Source organism: Paenisporosarcina sp. P5_A11, from assembly GCF_056400705.1.
The window spans coordinates 1-26,150 of record NZ_JBFUKT010000031.1 but is presented as its reverse complement, the minus strand read 5'-3'; the positions used below and the strand labels follow the sequence as shown (position 1 = coordinate 26,150).

31 protein-coding genes are annotated in these 26,150 nt (G+C 38.0%); 5 read left to right on the top strand and 26 right to left on the bottom strand.

The window, feature by feature from the left end; genetic code table 11:
• Nucleotides 1-436 precede the first annotated feature (436 nt).
• The 4 genes from AC1DOS_RS07460 to AC1DOS_RS07445 all read right to left on the bottom strand — a co-directional run bounded on the left by AC1DOS_RS07460 (nt 437) and on the right by AC1DOS_RS07445 (nt 3,626).
• Complete coding sequence (locus AC1DOS_RS07460; protein WP_108587638.1) at nt 437-1,171, bottom strand: pseudouridine synthase; 735 nt, start codon at nt 1,169-1,171, stop codon at nt 437-439.
• A gap of 97 nt (nt 1,172-1,268) precedes the next feature.
• Complete coding sequence (locus AC1DOS_RS07455; RefSeq protein WP_108587637.1) at nt 1,269-2,258, bottom strand: D-alanyl-D-alanine carboxypeptidase family protein; 990 nt, start codon at nt 2,256-2,258, stop codon at nt 1,269-1,271.
• Nucleotides 2,259-2,278: 20 nt separating this feature from the next.
• Nucleotides 2,279-2,866 (bottom strand): SMC-Scp complex subunit ScpB, encoded by a 588-nt coding sequence (scpB, locus tag AC1DOS_RS07450; RefSeq protein WP_108587635.1) that lies wholly within the window; start codon nt 2,864-2,866, stop codon nt 2,279-2,281.
• The gene (locus tag AC1DOS_RS07445; RefSeq protein WP_477536971.1) at nt 2,847-3,626 is read right to left on the bottom strand and encodes a segregation/condensation protein A; all 780 of its coding nucleotides are present in this window, start codon (nt 3,624-3,626) and stop codon (nt 2,847-2,849) included. The genes scpB and AC1DOS_RS07445 overlap by 20 nt, the downstream gene beginning before the upstream one ends.
• A 56-nt stretch (nt 3,627-3,682) precedes the next feature.
• Between AC1DOS_RS07445 and AC1DOS_RS07440 the strand changes: the two genes are divergently transcribed.
• The gene (locus AC1DOS_RS07440) at nt 3,683-4,180 is read left to right on the top strand and encodes a DUF309 domain-containing protein (protein ID WP_108587632.1); all 498 of its coding nucleotides are present in this window, start codon (nt 3,683-3,685) and stop codon (nt 4,178-4,180) included.
• On the opposite strand, the gene AC1DOS_RS07435 is transcribed toward AC1DOS_RS07440, so the two are convergent.
• The 12 genes from AC1DOS_RS07435 to AC1DOS_RS07380 form a co-directional block, all read right to left on the bottom strand.
• Nucleotides 4,177-4,542, bottom strand: a complete 366-nt coding sequence (locus AC1DOS_RS07435; protein WP_108587630.1) for a GNAT family N-acetyltransferase — start codon at nt 4,540-4,542, stop codon at nt 4,177-4,179. The genes AC1DOS_RS07440 and AC1DOS_RS07435 overlap by 4 nt on opposite strands.
• Nucleotides 4,543-4,728: 186 nt before the next feature.
• The gene (gene lysA, locus AC1DOS_RS07430) at nt 4,729-6,054 is read right to left on the bottom strand and encodes a diaminopimelate decarboxylase (RefSeq protein ID WP_477536970.1); all 1,326 of its coding nucleotides are present in this window, start codon (nt 6,052-6,054) and stop codon (nt 4,729-4,731) included.
• A 70-nt stretch (nt 6,055-6,124) separates the two neighbouring features.
• A complete protein-coding gene (locus tag AC1DOS_RS07425; protein ID WP_477536972.1) occupies nt 6,125-7,579 on the bottom strand; it encodes a spore germination protein in 1,455 nt (484 codons plus the stop codon).
• On the bottom strand, nt 7,576-8,358 hold the full coding sequence (locus AC1DOS_RS07420) for a SigF/SigG family RNA polymerase sporulation sigma factor (protein ID WP_108587626.1): 783 nt from the start codon (nt 8,356-8,358) through the stop codon (nt 7,576-7,578). Before AC1DOS_RS07420 ends, AC1DOS_RS07425 begins: the two co-directional genes overlap by 4 nt.
• Nucleotides 8,355-8,807: an anti-sigma F factor gene (gene spoIIAB, locus AC1DOS_RS07415; protein WP_108587624.1), complete on the bottom strand. Its 453-nt coding sequence runs from the start codon at nt 8,805-8,807 to the stop codon at nt 8,355-8,357. The genes AC1DOS_RS07420 and spoIIAB overlap by 4 nt, the downstream gene beginning before the upstream one ends.
• Complete coding sequence (locus AC1DOS_RS07410) at nt 8,797-9,153, bottom strand: STAS domain-containing protein (RefSeq protein ID WP_108587622.1); 357 nt, start codon at nt 9,151-9,153, stop codon at nt 8,797-8,799. The genes spoIIAB and AC1DOS_RS07410 overlap by 11 nt, the downstream gene beginning before the upstream one ends.
• A 1,241-nt stretch (nt 9,154-10,394) precedes the next feature.
• Complete coding sequence (locus tag AC1DOS_RS07405; RefSeq protein WP_108587618.1) at nt 10,395-11,699, bottom strand: pyrimidine-nucleoside phosphorylase; 1,305 nt, start codon at nt 11,697-11,699, stop codon at nt 10,395-10,397.
• 17 nt (nt 11,700-11,716) lie between these two features.
• Complete coding sequence (gene deoB / locus AC1DOS_RS07400) at nt 11,717-12,901, bottom strand: phosphopentomutase (RefSeq protein WP_477536969.1); 1,185 nt, start codon at nt 12,899-12,901, stop codon at nt 11,717-11,719.
• A gap of 84 nt (nt 12,902-12,985) precedes the next feature.
• Nucleotides 12,986-13,888, bottom strand: a complete 903-nt coding sequence (gene xerD, locus AC1DOS_RS07395) for a site-specific tyrosine recombinase XerD (protein WP_477536968.1) — start codon at nt 13,886-13,888, stop codon at nt 12,986-12,988.
• Between the two features lie 103 nt (nt 13,889-13,991).
• A complete protein-coding gene (fur, locus tag AC1DOS_RS07390; protein ID WP_108587612.1) occupies nt 13,992-14,456 on the bottom strand; it encodes a ferric iron uptake transcriptional regulator in 465 nt (154 codons plus the stop codon).
• Between the two features lie 100 nt (nt 14,457-14,556).
• Nucleotides 14,557-15,075, bottom strand: coding sequence for a hypothetical protein (locus AC1DOS_RS07385; RefSeq protein ID WP_233260547.1), 519 nt, complete (start codon nt 15,073-15,075; stop codon nt 14,557-14,559).
• Nucleotides 15,076-15,126: 51 nt separating this feature from the next.
• Entirely contained in the window at nt 15,127-15,675 is a 549-nt protein-coding gene (locus AC1DOS_RS07380; RefSeq protein WP_477536967.1) for an NUDIX hydrolase, read from the bottom strand.
• A 70-nt stretch (nt 15,676-15,745) separates the two neighbouring features.
• On the opposite strand from AC1DOS_RS07380, the gene AC1DOS_RS07375 reads away from it, so the two are divergent.
• Complete coding sequence (locus AC1DOS_RS07375; protein WP_477536966.1) at nt 15,746-16,648, top strand: aldo/keto reductase; 903 nt, start codon at nt 15,746-15,748, stop codon at nt 16,646-16,648.
• A 17-nt stretch (nt 16,649-16,665) separates the two neighbouring features.
• On the opposite strand, the gene AC1DOS_RS07370 is transcribed toward AC1DOS_RS07375, so the two are convergent.
• The 3 genes from AC1DOS_RS07370 to AC1DOS_RS07360 form a co-directional block, all read right to left on the bottom strand.
• On the bottom strand, nt 16,666-16,833 hold the full coding sequence (locus AC1DOS_RS07370) for a hypothetical protein (RefSeq protein WP_477536965.1): 168 nt from the start codon (nt 16,831-16,833) through the stop codon (nt 16,666-16,668).
• An 88-nt stretch (nt 16,834-16,921) separates the two neighbouring features.
• On the bottom strand, nt 16,922-17,176 hold the full coding sequence (locus tag AC1DOS_RS07365; RefSeq protein ID WP_108587605.1) for a YqkE family protein: 255 nt from the start codon (nt 17,174-17,176) through the stop codon (nt 16,922-16,924).
• 17 nt (nt 17,177-17,193) lie between these two features.
• Nucleotides 17,194-18,381: an acetyl-CoA C-acetyltransferase gene (locus tag AC1DOS_RS07360; RefSeq protein ID WP_477536964.1), complete on the bottom strand. Its 1,188-nt coding sequence runs from the start codon at nt 18,379-18,381 to the stop codon at nt 17,194-17,196.
• A gap of 82 nt (nt 18,382-18,463) precedes the next feature.
• Here AC1DOS_RS07360 and AC1DOS_RS07355 point away from each other — a divergent pair, with 82 nt between their 5' ends.
• Nucleotides 18,464-19,369: a hydroxymethylglutaryl-CoA lyase gene (locus tag AC1DOS_RS07355; protein WP_108587602.1), complete on the top strand. Its 906-nt coding sequence runs from the start codon at nt 18,464-18,466 to the stop codon at nt 19,367-19,369.
• An 11-nt stretch (nt 19,370-19,380) separates the two neighbouring features.
• On the top strand, nt 19,381-20,310 hold the full coding sequence (locus tag AC1DOS_RS07350) for an alpha/beta hydrolase (protein ID WP_477536963.1): 930 nt from the start codon (nt 19,381-19,383) through the stop codon (nt 20,308-20,310).
• A gap of 27 nt (nt 20,311-20,337) precedes the next feature.
• Here the strand turns inward: AC1DOS_RS07350 and AC1DOS_RS07345 are convergent, their stop codons facing one another.
• From AC1DOS_RS07345 to yneA, 6 genes are all read right to left on the bottom strand, one after another.
• A complete protein-coding gene (locus AC1DOS_RS07345; protein ID WP_108587598.1) occupies nt 20,338-20,556 on the bottom strand; it encodes a YneF family protein in 219 nt (72 codons plus the stop codon).
• A gap of 78 nt (nt 20,557-20,634) precedes the next feature.
• Nucleotides 20,635-21,090 (bottom strand): sporulation inhibitor of replication protein SirA, encoded by a 456-nt coding sequence (sirA, locus tag AC1DOS_RS07340; RefSeq protein WP_477536962.1) that lies wholly within the window; start codon nt 21,088-21,090, stop codon nt 20,635-20,637.
• 136 nt (nt 21,091-21,226) lie between these two features.
• Complete coding sequence (gene tkt / locus AC1DOS_RS07335; protein WP_477536961.1) at nt 21,227-23,233, bottom strand: transketolase; 2,007 nt, start codon at nt 23,231-23,233, stop codon at nt 21,227-21,229.
• A gap of 89 nt (nt 23,234-23,322) precedes the next feature.
• On the bottom strand, nt 23,323-23,556 hold the full coding sequence (locus tag AC1DOS_RS07330; protein ID WP_108587594.1) for a DUF896 domain-containing protein: 234 nt from the start codon (nt 23,554-23,556) through the stop codon (nt 23,323-23,325).
• Nucleotides 23,557-23,629: 73 nt separating this feature from the next.
• Nucleotides 23,630-24,283 (bottom strand): YneB family resolvase-like protein, encoded by a 654-nt coding sequence (locus AC1DOS_RS07325; protein ID WP_108587592.1) that lies wholly within the window; start codon nt 24,281-24,283, stop codon nt 23,630-23,632.
• A complete protein-coding gene (gene yneA / locus AC1DOS_RS07320) occupies nt 24,283-24,600 on the bottom strand; it encodes a cell division suppressor protein YneA (RefSeq protein ID WP_477536960.1) in 318 nt (105 codons plus the stop codon). Before yneA ends, AC1DOS_RS07325 begins: the two co-directional genes overlap by 1 nt.
• A 171-nt stretch (nt 24,601-24,771) precedes the next feature.
• Between yneA and lexA the strand changes: the two genes are divergently transcribed.
• Nucleotides 24,772-25,392 (top strand): transcriptional repressor LexA, encoded by a 621-nt coding sequence (gene lexA / locus AC1DOS_RS07315; protein WP_477536959.1) that lies wholly within the window; start codon nt 24,772-24,774, stop codon nt 25,390-25,392.
• A gap of 199 nt (nt 25,393-25,591) precedes the next feature.
• On the opposite strand, the gene AC1DOS_RS07310 is transcribed toward lexA, so the two are convergent.
• Nucleotides 25,592-25,849: a phage holin gene (locus AC1DOS_RS07310; protein WP_477536958.1), complete on the bottom strand. Its 258-nt coding sequence runs from the start codon at nt 25,847-25,849 to the stop codon at nt 25,592-25,594.
• Between the last annotated feature and the right edge of the window lie 301 nt (nt 25,850-26,150).

Sequence of the window (26,150 nt, the reverse complement as noted above, 5' to 3'; positions counted from 1 at the left end):
CACCAATGCCCAGTACTTCTACTTTTTCTGTGGTGGCATTGTTGTATATGGTGTAGACAATTGCAAATACAAGAACAGATAAAATAATAGTTCTCAAAATAAATCTTTTTTGTTTCGTCTGAGCCATTTTCCGACCTCCTAAATGACGAAATAATCCTTTTTTATTATAACAAAGAAAAGTGGTTGGTAAGGCCGTACTTTTGAAGGGTTTGTGAACGTTTGGATAAGGTGGATAAATAATCTACTAAACAGCAAAAGCCAACACTATGCGGGTTATACAGCCTCAGCCACTGGATATGGCGAATTCCTGGCTGTATACCCCTTCGTGTGGCTTGTTTCTCCGTTCCTCAAAGTTTATAAGGAAACGAACTTCTGCTTAAGACTGTAGCCATTAAAAGGCTCTATTTATTTTCCTATTTGAACAGGTATATATTAATTATGAACCGATTTTTCCTGTTTCAGCCATAACCCGCAATAATTTCACTTCATGGGAGCTTAATTCACGAGAATCACCAGCGTTTAATCCGTTAAGTGTTAAGAATGCAAAGCGTTCACGTTTCAACTTTTGAACTGGGAAACCAATTGCATCAAACATGCGTCGAACTTGACGGTTTTTACCTTCATGAATCGTGATTTCAATAATTGCTTTGCCTTGTTTTGCATCTGCAGATAATAATTTCACTCGAGCAGGAGCTGTTTTGCCATCTTCTAAATCCACACCACGCTCAAGTATACGAAGTTGTTCTTTACCCGGGATACCTTTTACGCGTGCCACATAAGTCTTATCAATCTTGAATTTAGGATGAGTTAATGTATATGATAAATCTCCATCATTGGTCATGATTAAAAGACCAGATGTGTCATAATCTAAACGTCCAACTGGAAATAATCGTTCTTGTATGTGAGGAAATAAATCAGCAACTGTTTCGCGACCTTTATCATCTGTAACTGCTGAAATAACACCTCTTGGTTTATATAACAAATGATAAACTTTTTGTTCTTTTTCAAGTTTCACACCGTCAACTTCAACTGTATCAGTTGACGACACTTTCGTACCAAGTTCTGTTACTACTTTTCCATTTACTTTTACTTTTCCTTCTAAAATTAGCTGCTCGGATTTTCTTCGTGATGCCACCCCAGCATGTGCTAACATTTTTTGTAATCTTTCCATACTTTCACCTCTTCGTTTAGTCCTATACTCTGTTGAAAATTATGTCACACTTTCGCTCAAAACAAAAGAAGACCGCTTATTTAATAAGCAGTCTTCATCATTCACTCCGCTCAATATGTACTTTTTGTGAGAGTATAGTTTTACCGTTTATTTGTACTTCCCATCTCGCAACTTTTTGTAATGATTTTTTTCGGTTTAAAATCAGAAGATGAGAAACTTGATCTTTTTTATTTATTAAGACATATACAGGCTTTTCGGTTTTAATAACCAAACCACCTGGTAGGTCATACAAACCTTTTTCAATGACTTGAACTCTATCATATTGCGTAAAGACATTCTGCGCAAGTTGCTGATGCATCTGCCAATCGTTTGATTGATTTAATGTGACCACTATGACTTCTTTTTCACCGTCTTTGAAATAGGTAGCTAGTGTTCTTCCAGCAGCTTTTGTGAATCCTGTTTTACCTGCAATTGCTTTAGTTTCAGAGCGCACGAGCTTGTGTTTATTTTCCCAAGACTTGCCGTTTCCTTTGTAATGGGAAGCGGTTAGAATCGGTTTTAACTCCTTGATATCCATCGCAATTTTTAACATAAGCGCTGTGTCATAGGCTGTGGAAAGATGTTCTTCATGGTGAAGCCCTGATGGGTTTTGAAAACTGGTATCGTTTAATCCCATTAGTTTTGCTTTCTCATTCATCAATTTCACAAAACCTTCAACAGATCCACCAGCATGCTCCGCAAGAGCGACTGCTGCATCATTACCCGATCTCAGCATTAAGCCATATAAAAGAACGTCTACTTGTATATCTTCTCCATTTTTCAAGTAAATGGATGATCCTTCTTGGGTTGAAGCATTTGGTGTGATTTTCGCATGTTCTTTTAAATCCACTTCTTGTGCCACGACAACTGCAGTCCACATTTTTGTAAGACTTGCTATCGGTAATTGAATATGTTCTCCACTTCCCTCCAATAAACGCCCTGTCTTTGCATCAATAACCGCATAAGAGGATCCTTGGGCTTGTGTTAAATGAGGGTAAATCATACCTACTAAAAGCAATACCAACAGTAACGCGATTTTTTTTCTCAAGCACTAGCACCTTTCGTATGTTATTCTTTTTGTTCTCCAAAGGCTTCTTGAAACTTCGTCATAAATAAATCAGTTTGCTCTTCTTCTTCAGAGTCTTGTACTTCCGGTAAAGAAGGCAATTCCTTGGTATCATTCAGACCAAAAACATTCAAAAACTCTTTCGTAGTGCCATAAAGAATAGCACGACCAGTTCCTTCCGCACGACCCACTTCTTGAATTAAGCCCTTCAAACCTAACGTATGTAAAGGTCTCTCACTTTTCACCCCACGAATCTCTTCAACTTCGATTCGTGTAATCGGTTGTTTATATGCCACAATCGCCAATACTTCTAAAGATGCTTGAGAAAGTGGTTGGTTTGTGGGGTTCTCAACTAAGCGTTGAATTGTACTTGCATTTTTCTTTTTTGAAATTAGTTGATATGTACCAGCTAGTTCTTTTAATTCAATACCRCGAATCTTAGATTTTATATAATCTGCTTGAAGACTCAATAATGCCTCTTTCACTTCACTAGCCGAAGCATCTGTTAAACTCTCAATTTGTTTACTTGATAGCCCTTCGTCACCTGTGACAAAGAGTAAACTTTCGATTTTACTCATCAATAGGCTCAAATAACTCTTCCTCCCATCGACCATTTAATAGTTTGACTGTTAAATCATCAAAATTATGTTGTTGTTCGACAAATACCATTTGTCTTTTCATTAGCTCAAGTAAAGATAGGAAAGTAACAACTAAAGTTGGTTTATCTTCTGAAGGAAACAGCTCGAAAAATGAACAACTACCCCCTCTTGACTTAAGAGTATGATAGACACTTTTCATTTGGTCTTTTACAGATAGTTCTTGCCGAGCAATTCTAGTGGCTAACGGGGCTTTTAGTTGTTTTCTTCGCATCATTTTTTGAAATGCACCTAACATATCATAGACATTTAATTGTTCATCAAATGCCGACAGCTGTTTAGTTGTTTGATAGTCTGTTAAATCGCTTGGCGCCCTTGTGAATACTTGTGCACGTTGTTCCTCAAGTTGTTGTAACACTTCAGCCGCTTCTTTAAACTTTCGATACTCAATAAGTCGATTGACTAATTCGTCACGAGGGTCATTCATATCAACTGACAAATCGTCTTCATCAAACTCCCCTTCGTGAATAGGGAGAAGCATTTTACTTTTAATAGCAAGTAAGGATGCTGCCATTACTAAATATTCACTTGCTTCATTTAGCTCTAGAACTTGCATTGCACGAATATGTTCCATGTACTGTAAGGTCAAGTCAGCCATCGGAATATCATATATATCAATTTCCAAACGATGAATTAAGTGTAATAATAAATCGAGAGGACCTTCAAAAGCGTCCAATTTTACTTCATAAGACATGTTAGATCACCCGATCAAATAGATTCAAATTTTAGTATAGAGGAAGTGAGAGAAGAATGCATCCGTTGTTTCACCCACTTTTCACACAGTTTGTGACATATTTTAATGAGCACGAAGATTATTTTGAATGTCATGAAGTGTTAGAAGAATATTGGAAAGAAATTGCACCGAAAGATAAAACACATCCACTTACTGCATTGATATTGCTTGCAACTGGAATGTATCACTGGCGGAGAGACAATCTCAGCGGTGCCGAAAGATCTCTTTCTAAATCAATCGACAGGATTCAAGTGAATGAAGAAAGTGCTTTTTTTGAAGGAATTCACATTCACCATGTAGTGAAAAATATTCAACATGCTCTCGAATGCGTTCATCAAAAAAAATCATTTGAACCGTTTCAAATTCAGATTGTTTCTCAAGATCTAAAGGATGCCATCGACACACAACCACCAATAATACCTCTAACAGGAGATCATCTTATACACAAGCATATGCTTCGAGATCGCTCAGAAATACTTAAAGCACGTGAAGAAAAAAGAAGGAACAGACATTAAGCGTCTGTTCCTTCTTTCTCTGTTAAGCACTTATCTATAAATGGTTTTGTTGATTCTGCTGCATAGATTTCGGCACACGGAAGAAATTGTTGTACTTTAGAGACCATTTCTTTTCCAATACCTTCACCTCTATAAGAGGGAGTAACGGAAATATGTTGAACCAAACACACGTCATCTGAAGTTTCGATACCAATTAAACCAACGAAATCCTCATCTTTTTTCCACATAAACAAATGCCAGTTAGGATTGTTTTCATAGGTTTGAATCGTTTCTTGTAATTTTTTTAAGTTTTTTTCTTGTGGCATAAACGACAGTAATCCCATCGCTATTTTCTCACAATTTTTTTTAAATCGAACTAACATAATAAATCCCTCATTTTTGTTTCCGCTTCAGCACCAATGACTATCCTACCTCATATGTTAAAAAACTTCAACTAAAAACCCATATTTTAACATCTCATAGGTTTGGCGCGAAAAATTTCCAATATAAGAATCCCCAGAAAACACCCATTACTAGTATGAATATAAATAGCTTACTGTTGGCTCTCTTCAATTATTTTCACCTAACTCTTCTTCTAGAGAACAGTCTAATCGAACCAAATCTTCATAAGTTTCTCGTTTGATAATGATACGATGGTTTCCATCTTCAGCGAATACAACAGCAGGTCTTGGAAGTCGATTATAATTACTCGCCATCGAATATCCATATGCCCCTGTACAAAATACAGCTAACGTATCCCCCGCTTCAACTTCCGGTAGAAAAATGTTTTCAATCAATTTATCACCTGATTCACAACATTTCCCTGCTACCGTATATGGAGTACTGGAGTGGGCTGTCATTTTGTTAGCGACTGCGGCATCATATCTTGCTTGATATAAGGCTGGACGGATATTATCCGACATACCGCCATCAACAGCTAAATAATTACGAACACCTGGAACTTCTTTTTGAGAACCAATTGTATACAAGGTTGTCCCCGCATCCCCTACTAGAGAACGTCCTGGCTCAATCCAAATTTCAGGCATTGGATAATCGAGTTGACCAATTTCAGATTGAATCGACTTCATCATATCTTCTACATAGACTGCCGGATCAAGAGGTTTGTCTTCTTCAGTGTAGCGAATACCAAAACCACCGCCTAAATTTAACACGGGGCAAATAAAGTCGAACTGTGTTTTCCAAGCTATCATTTTAGCAATTAATTTTTTGGCTGCTAATGAAAAAGCTACGGTATCAAATATTTGCGAACCGATATGACAATGCATTCCTAACAAATGAATAAAGGAGTCATCTTTTACTAATTGGAACGCTTGATCCGCTTGACCATTATTTAAGTCAAAGCCAAATTTAGAATCGGCTTGTCCTGTCGTAATATAATCATGCGTATGAGCTTCAATTCCAGGAGTAACACGTAATAATATATTAATATTCATTTTTTTATACTTTGTCAATCTTTTTAATTGTTCAATTTCGTAAAAATTATCGACAACAATACAACCAATCCCTGAATCTAGTGCGAATATTAATTCATCATCACTTTTATTGTTGCCATGAAAGTGAATGCGTTCAACAGGAAAACCTGCTCGGATAGCTGTATGTAATTCTCCTCCAGACACGACATCTAAAGATAAACCTTCTTTTGCAGCAAGTTGATACATAGCAATACTTGAGAAAGCTTTACTTGCATACGCTACTTGAGCTTTCACACCTGCACGTTCAAATGTTTGTATGAAAGCTTGTGCACGCTCTTTTATTAGAGCAGTATCGTAGACAAATAAAGGCGTCCCATAGGTTTTGGCTAAAGTCATTGCAGACGTTCCACCAATCGTTAATTGACCATCTTCGTCAATAGATTGTGTTCCATATAAATGCATCGTCATCTCTCCTAGTGGTTTTCAATATATGAACTTTACCATAGGAAAAGACTACGATGCAATGGAAGGATTACGAACGGTTACGTTGAGGTGAATTAACAATGAACGGTCTAACTGCTCCATTAGACGATGGAAAGCGGATAAGTATTCGAGCCAAGGCTTTTGGGAAAAACGGTACAAGTGGCCATAAATATGGCACGCCCATAGGCTTGATTGACACAAGGTACATAAATGTCAGTAACAATCCGATGAAAAATCCATTGCTCCCAAAAGACAAGGTGGCAACCAAAAGCATATTACGGAAAATTTTAGCCGCAACACTTAATTCATAAGAAGGCAAGGCGAATGTGAAAATCGCAGAAACAGCTGTATACAACACGACTTCTGGTATCCACAAACCAACATCAATTGCAATTTGACCAATAACAATTGCTGCGACGAGTCCCATAGCAGTAGAAAGAGGTGTGGGGGTGTGAATGGCAGCAAGCCTCAAGAATTCAAGACCTAAATCAGCAATCATGATTTGAGCGAAAAGCGGAACATTCCCCATTTCTTTTGGACCTATATAGGACATAAACTGCGGTGTATGTCCTGTTTCTTTGACAAGTAAATACCAAAAAGGCAAGAGTATTAAACTTAAGAGAAATCCAGAAAAACGCATAAAACGAACCAACGTTCCAATCAGTGGTGCTTGACGATATTCTTCGGCGTGTTGTAAATGATGAAAGATTGTTGTTGGAATTAAGATAACGGAAGGAGATGTATCCACTATAATAGCAATGTGTCCTTCTAACAAATGAGCTGCACATGTATCTGCTCGTTCGGTATAACGTACAAACGGAACCGGATGAAAATTTTGTTTGAATAACCACTCTTCAAGCGACTTMTCAGTCATCGTTAATCCATCATGATGGATTTTTTTCATTCGTTCGCGAATATATTCGATATGTCCTTCATTCGCCARTCCTTTGATATAAGCGACGACCGTATCTGTTTTTCCACGTGTTGACAGTTGAGTTAATTCAAAGCGAAGTGAAACATCGCGTATTCTTCTGCGAACTAATGCTGTGTTTTGAAGGATATTTTCAGTAAATCCATCACGAGATCCACGAATTACCTTTTCATTGTCAGGCTCTTCGGGTTGTCTACCTGGATAGGACCGTACATCAATGGTGAAAACAAATCCACCATTAGTAACAATGCCTAGCTGACCGCTTAAAATTGCAGACAGCCAGGCATCTTTTGAATCAAAAACGGTAACCGAGTGATAGGGAAAATAACTATTCATTGCTTCAATTTCATCAATCTCGTTTTTCCGTTTCATATTGGATTGCGTGCTTTGAGTTAAAGTTAAGATTTGAGTAAGTGTTGTAGAATCAATCAAGCCGTTCATATAGACAAATAAAGTTGGAATCGACCAGATATGTGCATTCTTGACGCCTACATCAAAACTTTCTCCTTTTCCAAATTTCGAATAAACAAAGGATTCAGCATCTAGTATATTGGTGAAAAGTGACTTATTTATTGCGATCCATCCTTTAATGTTGCTTGCTTAGGCAACATCCAACTTTTCAGTTGCTTCAGTATTTTTTTCTCTAATCTTGATACTTGTACTTGAGAAATGCCCAGTCTTTCCGCTATATCACTTTGCGTACAATCTAGGTAATAGCGTAGATAAATAATCGTTTGTTCTCTTTTTCCAAGTTTTGATAATATGTCACGTAGTGGAATGTGGTCAAATGACCTCTCAGATCGCTCGTCTCGCAGCTGATCCATTAATGTCAATGCATCCCCTTCGCTCTCAAAGAGTTGCTCATGGAGTGAAGCTGGATCTCGTAAGGCATCAGATGCTAATACAAGCTCGTCCATTGTGACATCTAACGTCTTTGCGAGATCCGTTAACGATGGTTGTCGTTCATGAACGCGGATAAATTCATCGGTGGCATGACGAATTTTGAAACTTAACTCTCTAATTGAGCGACTCACTTTTACCATTCCATCGTCTCTCAAGAACCGTTGAATTTCTCCGATAATCATAGGTACTGCATAAGTTGAGAACTTTACTTCATAAGACAAATCAAATTTGTCTACAGATTTCATTAATCCGATACAACCGATTTGAAATAAGTCTTCTAAATCCGCTCCCCGCGAAGCGAATCGTTGAACAATCGACCAGACTAAACGCGTGTTCCCTTCCACCATCGTTTGTCGGGCTATTTTGTCTCCTTCTTGAGACAAAAAGATTAGTTCGCGCATTTTTTCTTGTGTCAACAACACGGGCTGTTGTCCAATAGGCGTCGTCATCGTTCACCTAGAACGAAGTTGGATTGAATGGGTAAAAACTCTTTCGTAAAGGTAATCGCAGTTCCTTTCTGAGGCTCTGACCATACCGATAAATGATCTGAAAAACTTTCCATGATGGTAAAGCCCATTCCAGAACGTTCTCTTTCTGGTTTTGACGTATAAAGAGGTTCCATCGCTTGTTCAACGTTTGGTATGCCTCTTCCTTCATCGGTAATGGTCATCGTTATCGATTGTCCATTCCGCTTTGCTCGAATCGTAATAATACCTTCGCCATCCTCTTCATAACCATGAATGATGGCATTCGTCACTGCTTCAGAAACGATTGTTTTGAATTCTGCTAACTCATCAATGGTTGGGTCAAGAGATGCAATAAAACTCGTCATCACCATACGTGCTAAGCCTTCATTTTCACTTATGGCAATAAACGATAGCGTCATTTCATTGTCCATTTAAAATACCCCCTAACTCTGCGATTGTTTCTTCTTCTGTTGTTGGCCATACATATGAACCTAGTCCTGAATATTGGAATATTTTTTTCATCGTTTCAGAAGGATGTAAAATGACTGTTTGGCCATTTGTAGGAACAAAATCTCTCATTCTTCCTAGGATAAGTCCAATACCTGCACTGTCCATAAACTGTAAGTCTTTTAAGTTCCAAATGATGGCCCGAAGAGTTCCTCTGTATAGAGATTCTGAAATTTCGTCACGGATTAGTTGTGTTGCATGGTGGTCAAGTTCGCCTTTTAAACGAATAATTGCTATACCGTCTTCGACAAATAGTAGTTGATGCTTCATAAAGTAACTCCTCCTTTCCGTGACTATTCGAGGCGAGTTAGCATTATTCCTTGTCGTTGACAAATAAAGGGTAAACATCTTATTTATCGACATAATACGCATCATTCTATTCATTAGTAGTATGGAAAATCTTTCATCTCTTTAAACATTAAATATAAAAAGGTTTTACTTTTTTTCAGGAGATTGTGCTATACACTTCCCTTCACTATTTTGTGACTTCCTGCCTTTAGTCCCTGATTTATTGATGCAAAGGGTTTCAGATCGCTTTCAACCTGGATGCACACAGTTATGATTGTTTGGTTTACTAAAGACTTGTTGCTAACTGTAAAGAGATATTCGGCCGAAGATGATATTTCGGTCTCTTCCTTCATACTTTATTATTTCCGACCGCTCTTTAAAGAAATATAAACCAGTATTAAAAGATTCCACTCTGATGCAAAGAAGTTTTCAGACCTCTTCGGATGAATTAGAAATCAAGTTGAACAAAACCTGGTGTTATTCTCTCGTGCGGATAGGTTTCCAGGTCGCTTCGGGACGCTCTACCAGCTGCACCTTGGTCTAGAGAACAAAGAGTTGGGCTTGTGACTGTGTCACTTCGCCCCTCTTTCTCTAGATCATCTTGCGGCGGGTGTGCATCCTCCGCTCCCTTACAACCTAGACGTCCACAAATTTAATCGTTTGGTTTACTAAAGACTTGATGCTCTTTTTAAGTAGATATTCGGCCGAAGATGATATTTCTACCTCTTTCTGCATCTTTTATTTTCAAGATTTGAGTTTGCGCTCACTTTAGAAGAAAACACAATGCTCTCATCTACACTATCCACTCTCGCGGGCTAGTGAATGAAAGCCAGTCGCCGAAATGGCATCTGCGGCGACTGGCTTCATTGAAGATAGTGACGATTCTCTAGTAAACCAAAATCATATAGCACCTTGCCCAAAGGTTGTAGGGGAGCGACGAAAGCATCCAAGCCGCAGGATTACCTGTAGTAGTAAGGGTGATGTGACAAAGTCACATCACCCTCTTACTTATTCATTAGGCAAAGGTGCAGCCTGGTAGCTTTCCAAAGCTCACCGGAAGCCTGAGTGTCGGAAGTAACACTTTAGGTTCAAACCGTAGCGCAGCGAAAACAAAACCATTAAAAAAACCTTATATAGGAGCCATACCGCTAAGTTGCATGGCAAAGCTTGAATTCTTCGCACAAAAAAAGCGATCTCCGGAGAGACCGCTTCGATTGTTTAATTTATTCAGTAATGATTTCTTCGATTAAATTTGGTGCTTTAGTTGGTTCTTTAGAGAATTCAATATATTTGTAAAGAATGGCTAATACGTTATCAACATTCTCAGTATTTGCATGGATTGTTGCAAGTGACTCTCCATCTTTAACTGCGTCTCCCACTTTTTTATGGAGGACAATTCCGACTGCTAAATCAATTTCCGATTCTTTTGTTGCACGGCCTGCACCTAACAACATCGCAGCAGTACCTACTTCATCAGCTTCAATGAACGATACATATCCACTTTCTTTAGCTGGAACTTCAAACGTGAATTTAGCTTGTGGTAATAATTCCGGTGAATCTACAATTGCTGGATTTCCACCTTGGCCTTCAATGAAACCTTTTAAAATTTCAATCGCCGAACCATCTTCAATTACTTTAAGAAGCATTGCACGAGCTTCATCTAGATCCTTCGCTTTACCGCCAACAACGACCATTTGGCTTCCTAAAACTAAACAAAGCTCTGTTAAGTCAGCTGGACCTTTACCACGAAGTGTATCAATCGCTTCTTTGACTTCTAACGAGTTTCCAATCGCAAACCCTAAAGGTTGGCTCATATCAGAAATAATAGCCATTGTTTGGCGTCCTACGTTGTTGCCGATTTGAACCATTGCTCGCGCAAGTGAACGTGCATCTTCAACTGTTTTCATGAATGCGCCTTCGCCCGTTTTTACATCTAATACAATGGCATCTGCACCTGCAGCGATTTTTTTACTCATAATTGAACTTGCGATTAACGGAATGCTATTGACCGTTCCCGTAACATCACGAAGTGCATAAAGTTTTTTATCAGCAGGCGTTAAATTTCCACTTTGTCCAATTACCGCTAACTTTAATTCATTTACTTGTTTTGTGAATTGTTCAGTCGTTAATTCCACGTGGAAACCTTCGATTGCTTCTAATTTATCAATTGTACCACCAGTATGTCCTAGACCGCGTCCACTCATTTTCGCAACAGGAACGCCGCAAGCTGCAACTAAAGGTCCAAGAACAAGTGTTGTTGTATCGCCAACACCACCAGTTGAATGTTTATCTACCTTGATTCCTTCGATACCGGATAAATCAATCTGATCGCCTGATTCAACCATTGCTAACGTTAAATCAGCACGTTCACGGTCTGTCATGTCTTGGAAATAGATAGCCATTAATAAAGCACTTACTTGATAATCAGGAATATTTCCGTTTGTGTATTGTTCGATGAAGAAGTTGATTTCTTCCGATGTTAGTTCTTCTCCATCACGCTTTTTTTCTATTAAATCGACCATTCTCATGAATGTTCACCTATCCTTTAATTTAAATGAGAAAGAAAACTACGGCCAAATTTCGGCATTGACACATTAAAGTTTTCTGCAATTGTTGCCCCTATATCAGCAAATGTTTCACCTAGTGGAAGCTCTTTACCTTCTGCAAAACGAGGCGAATAAACTAATAATGGTACATATTCACGCGTATGATCTGACCCTGGGAAAGTTGGATCATTTCCGTGATCAGCTGTAATGATTAATAAATCTTCATTGGTTAATGCATTTAAAACTTCAGGTAAACGAGCATCAAATGCCTCTAGAGCATTGCCGTATCCAATTGGATCACGTCGATGACCGAATAATGCGTCAAAATCCACAAGATTTAAGAAGCTAATTCCTTGGAAATCTTTCGTAACAACTTGTGATAACTTATCCATACCGTCCATATTGTCTACTGTACGTAAAGATTCAGTTACTCCTTCATTGTTAAAGATATCTGAGATTTTGCCGATTGCAATAACATCATAATTGCCGTCTTTTAATTCGTTCATTACAGTGCGTTCAAAAGGTTTTAACGCATAGTCATGACGATTTGTTGTGCGTTTGAAGGCTCCAGGTTGACCTTTAAATGGACGGGCAATTACACGTCCTACTAAAAATTCTGGATCTAATGTCAATTCACGTGCAATTTCACAGATTTTATATAATTCTTCTAATGGGATAATTTCTTCGTGAGCAGCAATTTGCAGGACAGGGTCCGCAGATGTATAAACGATGATTGCTCCCGTTTCCATATGCTCTTGACCTAACTCATCTAAAATTTCTGTACCACTTGCTGGTTTATTGCCAATTACTTTGCGTCCAGTTTTTTCTTCTAGCGTATTAATTAATTCATCCGGGAATCCATTTGGATACACTTTAAATGGCTGAGTAATATTCAGGCCCATAATTTCCCAGTGTCCCGTCATTGTATCTTTGCCTACAGATGCTTCTTGCATTTTCCCAAAATAGGATGAAGGTGCTTCTACAGGTTGTATGCCTTGGAACTTGCGAATATTTGAAAGTCCCATTTTCTCAAGGTTTGGCATGTTAAGACCATTCATTTTTTCTGCAATATGACCTAATGTATCAGAACCTTCGTCTCCGAAAGCTTTGGCATCTGAAGCTTCGCCAATACCTACTGAATCCATCACGACTATGTGAATACGTTTAAATGATTTGTTTGACATACATATCCTCCTTCAACTTCTACCTGTATCTTATCAAATGTTTAGTGAAATTACACGTCAGACATCTGACATGTATATAAAAACTTATGCGCGTGGATGAAATTGTTTATACACATCTTTTAATCGTGTTTTACTGACATGCGTATAAATTTGGGTTGTAGAAATATCTGCATGCCCAAGCATTTCTTGTACAGCTCGCAAATCCGCCCCATTTTCTATTAAGTGGGTGGCAAATGAATGTCGCAATGTATGAGGCGTTATTTCATTTTGAATTCCCGCTTTCTTTGCATGTTCTTTCATTAGTTTCCAAACACCTTGTCTTGTTAAACCTTTTCCTCGTTGATTAACAAAAATAACATCAGTTCTATGGGTTGGCTTAATCAATTTTGGACGCCCTTCTTTTAAATATTCGGTGCAAGCAGCCAAAGCTGTCGATCCTAATGGAATGATTCTTTCTTTTCCACCTTTACCGAAACATCTTACAAATCCCATTGTTAAATGTAAATCATCCATGTTCAATGAAATACATTCACTAATTCTCATACCTGTTGCGTAAAGTATTTCTAACAATGCACGGTCTCTTAGTCCTTGAGGTTTTGCTATATTGGGTGAGGTTATCAGTTCCTCAACTTCTTCAATCGATAATATTTTCGGAAGGGTTCGATCCATTTGCGGCATTTCTAAATGGACAGTTGGATCAGTATTGGACACTCTCTCGCGTAAAAGAAATTGATGGAATGAGCGAATTGAAGAAATATGTCGCGCTAACGATCGTGACGAATTCCCTTTAGTTTTCAACAATTGTAAATGAGAAAGAATATGAATTCGTTCAACCTCATTCAATGTATTTATTTGTTGAACTTTTGATAAATCCTTTATGTACACTTGAAGATCTCTTTCATACGAAGTCAGCGTGTTCGAGGATAATTGTCGCTCAACTCTTAGGAAATGGAGATAATCTGCTACGGCGTCTTGCATTTCTTTCATATGAAAACCCTCCTTAGAAAAAAAGTTGTTGTATATACTGATACTGTTAAATGCAATTAAAAAAAGGATAGCAATCTGCTATCCTTTTGTTGGTTGTCTATGTTCAATCAGACGATTCATTTTCGTCATGTTTATCATGGCAGCGCCAACAGATTCCATGAAATGTTAAGCGGTGGTCTTTGATTTGAAAATTCCACCTTTTTTCAACTATTGTTTCTACATCCTCAAGCAAGTCTTCTTGGATTTCATCCACGGCTCCACATTCAATACATACGAGATGGTGATGGAAGTGTGCTGCTCCTTCTTGACGCAAATCGTAACGTGAAACACCGTCTCCAAAGTTAATTTTATCAACGACTTTTAGTTCTGTAAGCAGTTCAAGTGTTCGATATACTGTTGCAAGTCCAATATCAGGTGCTTTATTTTTAACAAGAAGATACACATCTTCTGCACTTAGATGATCTTCTTCGTTTTCAAGCAGCACTCTAACTGTCGCTTCACGTTGTGGCGTCAGTTTATAACTCGCACCATGAAGCTGCTTTTTTATCCGGTCAATACGGCTCTCCATGTGACGCCCCCCCAAACTTCTTTCATTATACCAAAAGGGACTTTCTCTTTACAAGATAGAGAAATTCACCACTTAATAATTATTATAATCTAGAAATCAATTATAAACCATGAATGTATGGGAGGACAAATAATTCAAGCCCAGTTAATACAATATAGACAAGGCTAAGCAAACCTATTCCTTTAAAACTGCGGTTTTTAACAAGATGCTGAGAGGATGGTGGTGGGACGAGCAAAAATCCAATTAGTAATAGTAAAGAGCAATAAAATAATTGGAATGGGAACCACCAAAGAGCATAAGCCCAAAATTCCGTGTCCTGTGCAATTAAATAGCCAGAAGATATTCCCCAAAAGACAGCTCTCATAGTCCCGATTAATAGAATCATATATTTCAGGATAAGATGTGTCGCAAACAAGAGAAAAAGCAATATAGTAACGAGTTGAGGGAGAATGGAATCAAATCCACTGGGAACAGAGTCGTTTAATAGCCTGGGGTCGAGCCATTTGATGACTTTTTCAACTTGATCATAAGGCATTTTCGAATACAACCACAATCCACCTGAGTATCCTATAACAAGCAAACCTAGTAAAAATAATAATGGGAATGACCGAGTCAACATTCGCCACCTACCTTTCATAGATTAACTTATGCGTGTCCCAGTATCATCCATTCATCTTTTTAGTAAATATTCTTTTGCCCATAAAACACTATAAGCTGTTTTTGCATCAAAAATTTGTCCGTTCTTCATCATTTCTTCAGCTTCTTCAACGGTTGCTTCAATAATTTCAACAAATTCATCTTCATCAAGTGCTGCTGGATTTTCAATTTTAGATAGGTCTTCTGCCACATAGATATGAATGATTTCATCTGCAAATCCCGGTGAAGTCGCAAATGATTGTATATAGGTTAATTTTTCACAAGAGTAGCCGGTTTCTTCTTCCAGTTCTCTTCTTGCTGTAGTAGCTGGTTCTTCACCAGGCTCTAATTTGCCAGCTGGAGTTTCGATAAGGGAGCGTTCAAGTGCTTTTCGGTATTGTTCAACAAAGACGATTTTTCCTTCTGCAGTAATTGGTATTATTGCCACTGCTCCAGGATGTTTGATTAATTCTCTTTTCGATGTTTTACCGTTCGGTAACGTCACATCATCTACTCTAAGGGAAATGACTTTCCCTTCATAAATAGGTGTAGAAGCAATAGATTTTTCTTCGTATTTTTTCATGTATACCACCCTTTCCATTTGTTTATTTTCACCCACAATTGTACCATGAATGAAATGAGGAGGCTGACAGATGAAAAAACGCGAACTAGGACAAAGCGGGCTATTTGTTTCAGAAATCGGGCTAGGATGTATGTCTCTTCCCACAAATAAGCAAGAAGCTAAAAAAATTATTGATACTGCTATCGACCTTGGAATTAGCTATTTTGATACAGCAGATTTATATGATAAGGGTGCAAATGAAGTAGTTGTCGGTCATGCCTTAAAAGACAAACGACAAGATATCTTCCTTGCCACCAAGGTAGGAAATAAGTGGAACGAGGATGGCTCCGGGTGGGTTTGGGATTCATCGAGAACTTATATTACAACCCAAGTAAAAGAAAGTTTAGTCCGACTACAAACTGATTATCTCGATTTGTACCAATTACATGGAGGAACAATGGAAGAWGATTTGGAAGAAGCAGTCGATGCTTTTGAATCGTTAAAAAAAGAAGGTCTAATCCGTTCTTATGGAATTTCCTCTATTCGTCCTAACGTAATTGATCGTTTCTTATCAACGAGCGAAGCATGCTCAGTCATGATGCAATATAGTATGTTAGACCGTAGACCAGAAGAGTGGTTCGATCTTATTGAGGGCAATGAAGCTTCAGTGGTAACGCGTGGTTCACTTGCTAAGGGTTTGCTTACCGCTGAAGCAATGAAACGTTTGGAACAATCTAAGGGATACGGCGACTATAGTAAAGAAGAGTTAATCAATACTGTATCAAAACTCGATCAAAACGTAGAAGATTTGACTAGTATGGCTCTAGCATTTGTTTTACAACATAAACAGGTATCAGCTATATTAGCCGGTGCTAGTTCACAAGATCAAATCAAAAGTACCATGAATGCATACCATCAATCTGTTTCTACTGAAAGTATAGAACAAGTAAAGGATTTACTTAGAAAAGACCAATACACAGGACATCGTATATAAGTGACGACTTCTCATGCTTAAGAATTAGGAGGTATTTGGTTAGTTGCGACAATAACGTTGAAAGTTGCGACATTCAATCCAAAAGTTGCGCCGATCACATTCAACGTTGCGACGATGTAGCGAAAAGTTGCGCCGATCACATTCAACGTTGCGACGATGTAGCGAAAAGTTGCGACAATCGTCATCAAGTCGGTCTCATTCTGCTTTCATATCTTCAATTTTTTTGCACACAAAAGCGTCAAAGGGGTTTTATACTCTTTGACGCTTTTTCGTTTAATACTTATTGCCCTTCATGTCATACTCATCTAGCAATTCGGCAAATGATTTATTCTTTTCTTTTTGTTTTCTGTCGAATTCAGCTTGTGCTTGACGTTCTTCTTCTTGATGACGCTCAACATCTTGTAACTGTCTTTTTGCTAATTTTAATTTTTCTACTACATCATTTTGAAGTTGGTCAGCTAACGTGTTCCCTTGCTCTCTTTCTTGGCGCTCAGGTTGTTTACGAGCGAGTTGTTTCTTTTTTGCCATCTCTAATCACCTTCTACCTATGCTCTTTTAACGATTGTAGCGACACCTTGTCCGCCACCAATACATAATGTTGCTAAACCTGTTTTTGCATCTTGCTTGGCCATTTCATGTAGAAGCGATACGAAAATACGCGCACCGCTAGCTCCTATTGGATGACCTAATGCAATAGCTCCACCGTTTACATTTAGTTTTTCATGATTGAAAGCAAGTTCACGGTCAACAGCAATCGATTGAGCTGCAAAAGCTTCATTTGCTTCTACTAAATCGATGTCTTCCATTGAAAGGCCTGATTTTGCAAAAACATTTTTAACAGCTTGCACAGGACCAATCCCCATCACTGATGGATCAACGCCTGCTGATGCATTTGCGACAATCGTTGCAAGTGGAGTTAAGCCTAATTCGTCCGCTTTTTCTCTCGACATGACAATAACAGCTGCTGCACCGTCGTTTATACCTGAGGCATTTCCTGCTGTTACGCTACCTTCTTTTTTGAAAGCTGGACGTAACTTACCTAATTTCTCAGCTGTTGTTCCACGTTTTGGGTATTCGTCAGTATCAAAAATAATCGGATCCCCTTTTCGCTGTGGAATTTCAACAGCAACAATTTCCTCTTTAAATTTACCTGCATCGATTGCTTGAACTGCGCGTTTTTGAGAACGAGCAGAGAATTCATCTTGTTGCTCACGAGAAATTTCGTAACGATCACATAAATTTTCTGCCGTTTGCCCCATATGATAATCATTAAATGCGCACCATAAACCGTCAGAAACCATACTATCCACTACTTTTTGATCGCCCATGCGGTATCCTTCACGTGCATTCTTTAATAAATAAGGTGCTTGACTCATATTTTCAAATCCACCTGCTACAACAATGTCAGCATCTCCAGCAAGGATAGCTTGTGTAGCTAAATGAACCGCTTTCAATCCAGATCCACACACTTTGTTAATTGTCATCGAAGGAATCGTTTCTGGAAGACCAGCAAAAATCGATGCTTGACGTGCAGGATTTTGACCCAGTCCTGCTTGTAAAACATTCCCCATAATTACTTCGCTTATTTGATTTGGTTCAAGACCTGCTTTTATTAATGCTTCTTTTATGACAAGCGCACCTAACTTAGTCGCAGGTACGTCTTTTAATGACCCTTGAAATGAACCTATTGCTGTACGAACAGCACTCACGACAACTACTTCTCTTGTTGACAATGTAACTCCCCCTAGTCCGATATGAAAATATATTTGCTAGCACCCCTATATCATCATTACAATAGAATGAAGGAGGGATGATATGTTTAGTTTACCAAACAATGTGACAATTATCGAGGTAGGTCCACGCGACGGCTTACAAAATGAAAAAAATGAGGTTTCAACCGAAAACAAGCTTGCGTTTATACATGCTCTACAAGCATCTGGAATTCAAGAAATGGAAATCACTTCTTTTGTTTCACCTAAATGGGTACCACAAATGTCCGATGCTGCTGATATTGTGGAACGGGTTCACAAGCAAGGCAGACAATTCGTATTGACACCCAACTCAAAAGGTATGGAACGAGCATTACATGTTGGAGCAAAAAGTGTCGCAGTTTTTGTAGGGGTTAGTAATACTTTTAACATGAAAAACATTAATAAAACAACAGCACAAAGCATGGAAGAATTAAAACCGCTAATTATAAACCTAAAACAGCAAGGATACTTTGTCCGCGCTTGTATCTCTACTGCCTTTTATTGTCCTTATGAAGGAAAAATTGCAGTTGAAGACACGTTTTCCCTTTGTAAAGAGTTCGCAACTTGGGGTGTTGATGAACTCAGTGTGGCAGACACAATTGGCATGGCAAATCCACAAGAAAGTCATGCTTTGTTCTCACTATTAATTCGTGAAATTCCGACTGTTTTAATGACAGCCCATTTTCACGACACGAGAAAAATGGGATTAGCGAATATTTATGCAGCCTTACTTGCGGGTGTTTCGCGCTTCGATACATCTGCTGGCGGACTGGGCGGATGTCCTTTTGCTCCCGGAGCAACAGGTAATGTATCAACTGAAGATGTTGTGAATATGCTACATACAATGGGAGTTCAAACAGGAATTGATGAGAACTTATTATGTAAAGCGGTAGCTATTATCGCTCCATTCGTATCAAGACCGATTGATACGGGCATGTTTAGGTTATATCAAATACAACAACAGGCATAGGAGGAATCCCCTTGAAGCGCCGCATTCTCTGGATCACCAGTATTCTTTCGAGTATTATGACCGCAGGAGCGGCGATTTTTGGTTTCATGTTAACAAGCCGCTTGATGTATATGAAGAAAAAAGACGATGCATTTATTTTAGATCGAGAAATTACTGCGAAGAGATTTGATGAGGCATGGTTTAATACTGTTCAAAAAACCGAAAAATGGATTGATAGCCCAAATGGATATCCAGTGAAAGCTATATTTTTAGAGCCACTAAACACTAATAACTTTGTTGTGATTTGTCACGGAGTTACTGAAAACAAAATAAATTCAGTGAAATACGCAAGGCTGTTTGAACGCTTAGGTTTTAATTCAGTTGTATACGATCACAGACGACACGGTGATTCTGGTGGGAAAACGACCAGTTTTGGCCATTACGAAAAAAAGGATTTGCAAGCAGTTGTAAAGGCARTAAATGAGTATGCTGGTGAAGAGGCTATTATCGGAATTCATGGTGAGTCCATGGGAGCAGCAACCACAATTTTGTATGCTGGTACACTTGAAGACCATGCTCACTTTTATATCGCTGATTGCGCTTTTTCCGACTTTACTGATCAACTCATGTATTTAATGAAAAAAGAAACTCCACTTCGAACCATTTATGCTCTAAAATTAGCCGATGTATTTTTACGTGTACGCGATGGTTATTCCATGAAACTCGTGTCTCCAAGAGAAGCTGTTACACATATCGAGAAACCGGTCTTATTTATTCACAGCTTACTTGATGATTTTATTTTACCGGAAATGACTAAAGAACTTTATGAATTAAAACAAGGTCCTAAACAAATGAAACTCTTTGAAATAGGAGCTCATGCACAATCTTTTAATCAGAATGCAGAAGAATATGAAAAAACGGTCGCAGAATTTTTACACACCTATCAACTTTTGCCCAAATAAAAAATAGCACTCAAGCGAGTGCTATTTTTATTTTTGTGCTTTATTCATTTGGTTCATCATTTGTTTTACTTGTTTTTCAGACGGTTTACGTCCCATTTGAGCCATCATCATGCGAAGCATTTGTTCGTTAATTGGTGGGTTTTCTTTTAAGTACTTCATCATATATTGACGGGCAGCAAAGAAACCAATTGCAGCTCCAGCTAGTAATGCTAAGACAATAAATAAAATCCAAAGACCAGTTGACATAGTAGTTTTCCTCCTTCGTGGTGTTTATCTTGAGTTTTTATCTCCAAGAAGGATTATACAACAAAACCTTTGACCTTGCTAGACGAAGTCTAGAATTTCTGTAAATGAATGAATCGACCCTATCTTAATAGGCTTCAACCAGCCAAATGAAGCCTCTTCTTGTTGAAAGGCCATATAACAGTCACTTGAATCAGACAAGCCTGCAAATAGATCCAAATCTAGCATATGCGATCCTTTACACCATACATGTACACAATAGGGCTCGAATTTTATTCGAATAGATCCTTTTAATGGATGTTCCAGTACTAGTTTCTTTGGCTCTTGTACTTTATGTTCAAATAAGCGACTTAGTTTTTTTTCCAAAGTCTGCTTAACAAAGCCTTCATCAATTTTCTCACATACATAGGTCATTTCATTATTATCATTATCACTTTGTGTTCGATCTCTTCCAAGTATTTCTTGCAACATTTTTTCACGGCCCAAAACGAAAGGTTGGTATTCTTTTTTTATATGAAAAATTTTGTATGTACGCATTTGATATACCCCCACTTTTTTATTTAAGTATAAAGCGGCCATGTCGCTAAGGTTGTCGAACTGCGAATTTTCCCTATCACTATTATTGACGAAAAAAAACAAGTAGTGCCGAATACGCACTACTTGTTTTTAATAGTTATTTATTTAATAAAGATTTCACGCGTGCTACTACGTTTTCTTGTGAGAAACCAAACTCTTTCATAACAATCTCCCCGGGTGCACTTGCTCCAAATCGGTCGATTCCTAAAATACTACCTTCATCTCCTGTGTAACGCTCCCAACCGAATGAAACACCCATTTCGATTGCTAAACGTTTTTTCACTGTTTTAGGTAATACGCTATTTTTATATTCAGCATCTTGTTTTTCAAAACGATCCCAAGAAGGCATAGAGATTACTGCAACATCAATTCCTTCTTCAGCTAATGCATGTTGTGCATCTACAGCAAGAGAAACTTCAGAACCTGTTGCTAACAATAATACATCTGCTTGTTCTTTGTTCGCAGGAGATACCACATAAGCTCCTCTAGCAACACCCTCAGCTGCAAGCTCTGCAGAGTGCTCAAGAACAGGCAAGTTTTGTCTTGATAATATTAATGCGGTTGGAATAGATTTAGATGATACAGCCAACTTCCAAGCTTCTGCCGATTCGTTAGCATCCGCAGGACGGATAACTGATAAGTTCGGCATCGCTCGTAATGAAGCTAATTGTTCAACAGGTTCATGTGTTGGACCATCTTCACCAACAGCAATGCTGTCATGTGTAAATACATATGTTACAGGAAGTCCCATTAATGCCGATAGACGAACAGCTGGTCTTACATAGTCGCTGAATACAAAGAATGTTCCACCGAACACATGTAAACCACCATGAAGTGCCATCCCGTTTAAGGCAGCACCCATTGCAAATTCACGAACACCGAACCAAATGTTACGGCCTTCATAAGAGTCGCTAGAGAAATCACCAGTACCTTTAATAGTCGTTTTATTCGAACCAGCAAGATCGGCGCTTCCTCCAAAGAATGATGGTACAGTTTTAGCGATGGCATTCAACACTTCTCCTGATGATGCACGAGTTGCAAGTGACTTCCCAGCCTCGTAAACAGGAATTTCCGCATCATAATTTTCAGGAAGTTGTCCTTTTATTGCTAGTTCTAATTGTTCTGCAAGTTCAGGATACTCAGCTTTGTATGAGCTAAATAGTTCATTCCAAGATGCTTCATTAGCTMCACCAAGTTGCTCTGCAGCTTTTTTGAACTCGGCATATACTTCTTCAGGTACATGGAAATCTTCTTCGAATGTCCAATTGTAACTTTCTTTTGTTAATAATGCCTCATCCTTACCTAACGGCATACCATGAGCATCAGATTTTCCAGATCTATTTGGAGATCCAAATCCAATAACAGTTTTAACTTCGATCAGTGTAGGTTGACCTTTATGATTTTTAGCTGATTCAATTGCATTTGTTAGATCTTCAAGCGAATTTCCATCTGCTACATGTAGATAGTTCCAACCGTAAGATTCAAAACGTTTTTGAATTTTTTCTGAGAAGGATTTATTTAAATCTCCATCTAGAGAAATGTCATTGCTATCGTAAAGAACAATTAATTTATCCAATTGCAAATGTCCTGCAAGAGAAATAGCTTCTGCTGCGACACCTTCCATTAAATCTCCATCACCACATAATGCATATGTGTAATGATCAACTACCTCATGGTTTGGTTTATTATAGACTGCTGCAAGATGACGCTCAGCCATAGCCATACCAACTGACATCCCGATTCCTTGTCCAAGTGGACCCGTGGTAGCCTCGACACCTGATGTATGACCAAACTCAGGGTGACCTGGCGTTTTAGAACCCCATTGGCGGAAGTTTTTAATCTCTTCCATTGGTAAATCATATCCACCTAAGTGCAATAAGCTATAAAGTAACATTGAACCGTGGCCAGCTGAAAGAACAAAACGGTCACGATTGAACCAAGTTGGATTTGCTGGATTATGACTTAAATGTTTCGTCCATAATGAGTACGCCATAGGAGCTGCACCCATTGGTAAACCTGGATGACCTGAATTTGATTTTTCAATTGCATCGATTGATAATGTGCGGATGGTACTAATAGCTAACTGATCTACGTGTTGAGACATATATAACTTCCTCTCTGAAACAAAAGTTTTCTTCTCCATTTAGTGTAGTCAACTTTTGGCCAACTGACAATGGTTTGCGAAATGTTGATTTAATTCAGAAATTTCTTTTCTTTTATGGCTTTTATTTTATCGGGTGTAACATCATTGCCTTCTGGGTCCAAAACTTTCACATTTTCTATGGTGTCTTTCATTGAAGAACGAAACGTTTCTAAATATTCTTTACGTAAAGACGTTTGCTCTTTAGCTTCTTCTATTGTTAGACCAATTGACTTGGATTTTTTTGACAACTCGTTAATTCGAGTTATTTTTTCTGGAGATAACATAAATTTCACACCCTTCTTCTAATAACCTTATTAAAAGGTATGCAAAAAAGACTCAGAGCGCAAGTATTTAGCCTCAAAGTCTTTCTTTATATTCTATATACCTACGATGAACTGTGGCTTTACTCACAGGAAAACCAAATCCTCTTAAAGTTGAGGCGATTTCTGCATATGTTAGTCCATTATTTCGTAATTTCACGATTTCATCAATAGGAATTTCTTTTCTTTCTCTGCCTTCAGGATTACCTTGATCCTTAAGATTTTTTTCTGGTTTAAAGCCGTGTTCCACAGCTCTTCTCATCCCTCTGCGTATTTTGGCATTATGCAATTTACGTTGATACTCTTCTACAAGGGCTAAAATTTCGAGCATCATCGTATCCATTTCATTTAATCGAATAGACCCACCATCATTTAAAGAAATTACTTCTACTTCTTGTTTTTTCAACATATGTAAGATTGCCATACGTGAATTTCCTCTGCCGAGTCGAGTTTCATCTTGTATAAAAACATTTGTTATTGAATGAATTTTTATATAATCAAGCATATCCAGTAACCCTTCTCGTTCAACAGAATACCCACTATGCTGATCAAGAAAAACATCTCTTACAAAGTATTTTTGATCCAGTGCAAACTTTCGTAACTCTTCTTCTTGTCGAGTTAAAGAAGTCTCTTGTGCTTCTTTATCAGTACTTACACGACAATAAAGAACAGCTTCATTAGAATTTGCCATTATTCTGAGTCTCCAGCATATTCTACTCCTTGGTCAGGGGCATACTGATCAAGAGAAGTTGGAATTACAAGTGAGTCTCCTGCATGAATCATTTGAGTATTTAAATTGTTTACTAACATTACTTCTGAAATCCAATCTTGCTTTGGTGTATTTCCTCTATATTTATCAGACAACGTCCAAAGTGTATCTCCATCTTTTATAAAAATTTCATTGTGAGATTCTTCCTGCTCATCAGCAGTAAGCACAAAAAATAATGTACAACTAAGGATTACACCTAATAATAATGAAATAAATGGATTGTTTTTGAACCAATTCATTTTAATTCCCCCTCTAATAGAATGTGTGTTCGCAACTTATATTTTCACTATAAACCGAACACATGTTTCTTGTCAACAATAATTAGAACCTATGTTTGCATTTTAATATTCGAATTGATATACTAAACGTAGTTAGTAAGAGAAAAACCATTAGGTGAAGAGGTGAACTAGTTGAAAAAAGTATCGAAACGACAAGAAGATATAATGGCTTTTATAAAAGATGAAGTTCGAAAAAAAGGATATCCACCATCCGTGAGAGAAATTGGAGAAGCGGTAGGACTTGCTTCTAGTTCTACAGTTCATGGTCACTTAGCTAGATTAGAAAGCAAGGGGTTAATTAGACGGGATCCTACTAAACCACGTGCGATTGAAATTTTAGAGTTTGATAACTTGGTTGAATTTCGTCCGAACGTAGTGAATGTACCTTTAATCGGGAAAGTTACAGCGGGATTACCCATAACAGCCATTGAAAATATAGAAGAATTCTTTCCACTACCTGAAACGTTTGGAACTAATGAAGACAACTTGTTTATGCTTGAAATAATGGGAGATAGTATGATTGAAGCCGGGATATTAAACGGTGACTATGTTGTTGTTAAACAGCAACAAACCGCTAATAACGGAGAAATCGTCGTTGCTATGACTGAAGATGACGAAGCGACAGTTAAACGCTTCTTTAAAGAAGAATCTTACTTCCGTCTTCAACCAGAAAATTCATMTATGGAGCCAATTATCGTTGAGAAAGTTTCGATACTAGGAAAAGTAGTTGGCGTTTACCGTCACATCCATTAAGTAACTAGAAAGCCCTTACACATTGTGTAAGGGACTTTTTTAAAAATTTTTGCTAGATATTAATTCAGTACTTTACCAGAATTCAATAGTATGCTATACTGATTTTGAGCCGATATCACGCCGACTGACATTTTCATCTTCAGTCGGCCTTTTTGTATACTTTTTTATACGATTCTATCTTCACTCTGTCTAATTTGATTTATTTTAACCCTTTATCTTTTAAATACTGCGTATTGCGTCGAGCTTTAAAGCGCACATCATTATTTTTCCACCATGCCCACAGAGAAGCTAAGAACGTTATGAGTGCTGTTGCTGCAACTTCAGAATCTCCATCACTGAATGGTAATGGACTATATCCTTTCATGACCAAATACTGATTAATCCAAGCTAAAAAAAGAACGACCGTCCGAATTATCATCAACTTGTTAAAAGGTGCTTGATTATTCGTTTCGCTCACTTTGATACCTCCTTTTTAATCTGGTGTTACCTCATCTTATGTATAAGTGATATGAACTAGTATTTAATCCGGGATTAATTTTTAATATTTAACGACACTCTTCCTCCACTATGCAGAATAAGCATTTAGCTGATAACAACGATAAGGTTTTAGGTCCACTTCAGACGCGTCCTCTGCTTTACGTTGGTCTACAGAAAAAAGATTAGTCTTACTCAAAAAGGTTTCCAGTCCGCTTCGGATGCGACATTTGCTGCACATTTGTTCTATAGAATAAAGAGTTGGTCTTGTGACTGTGTCACTC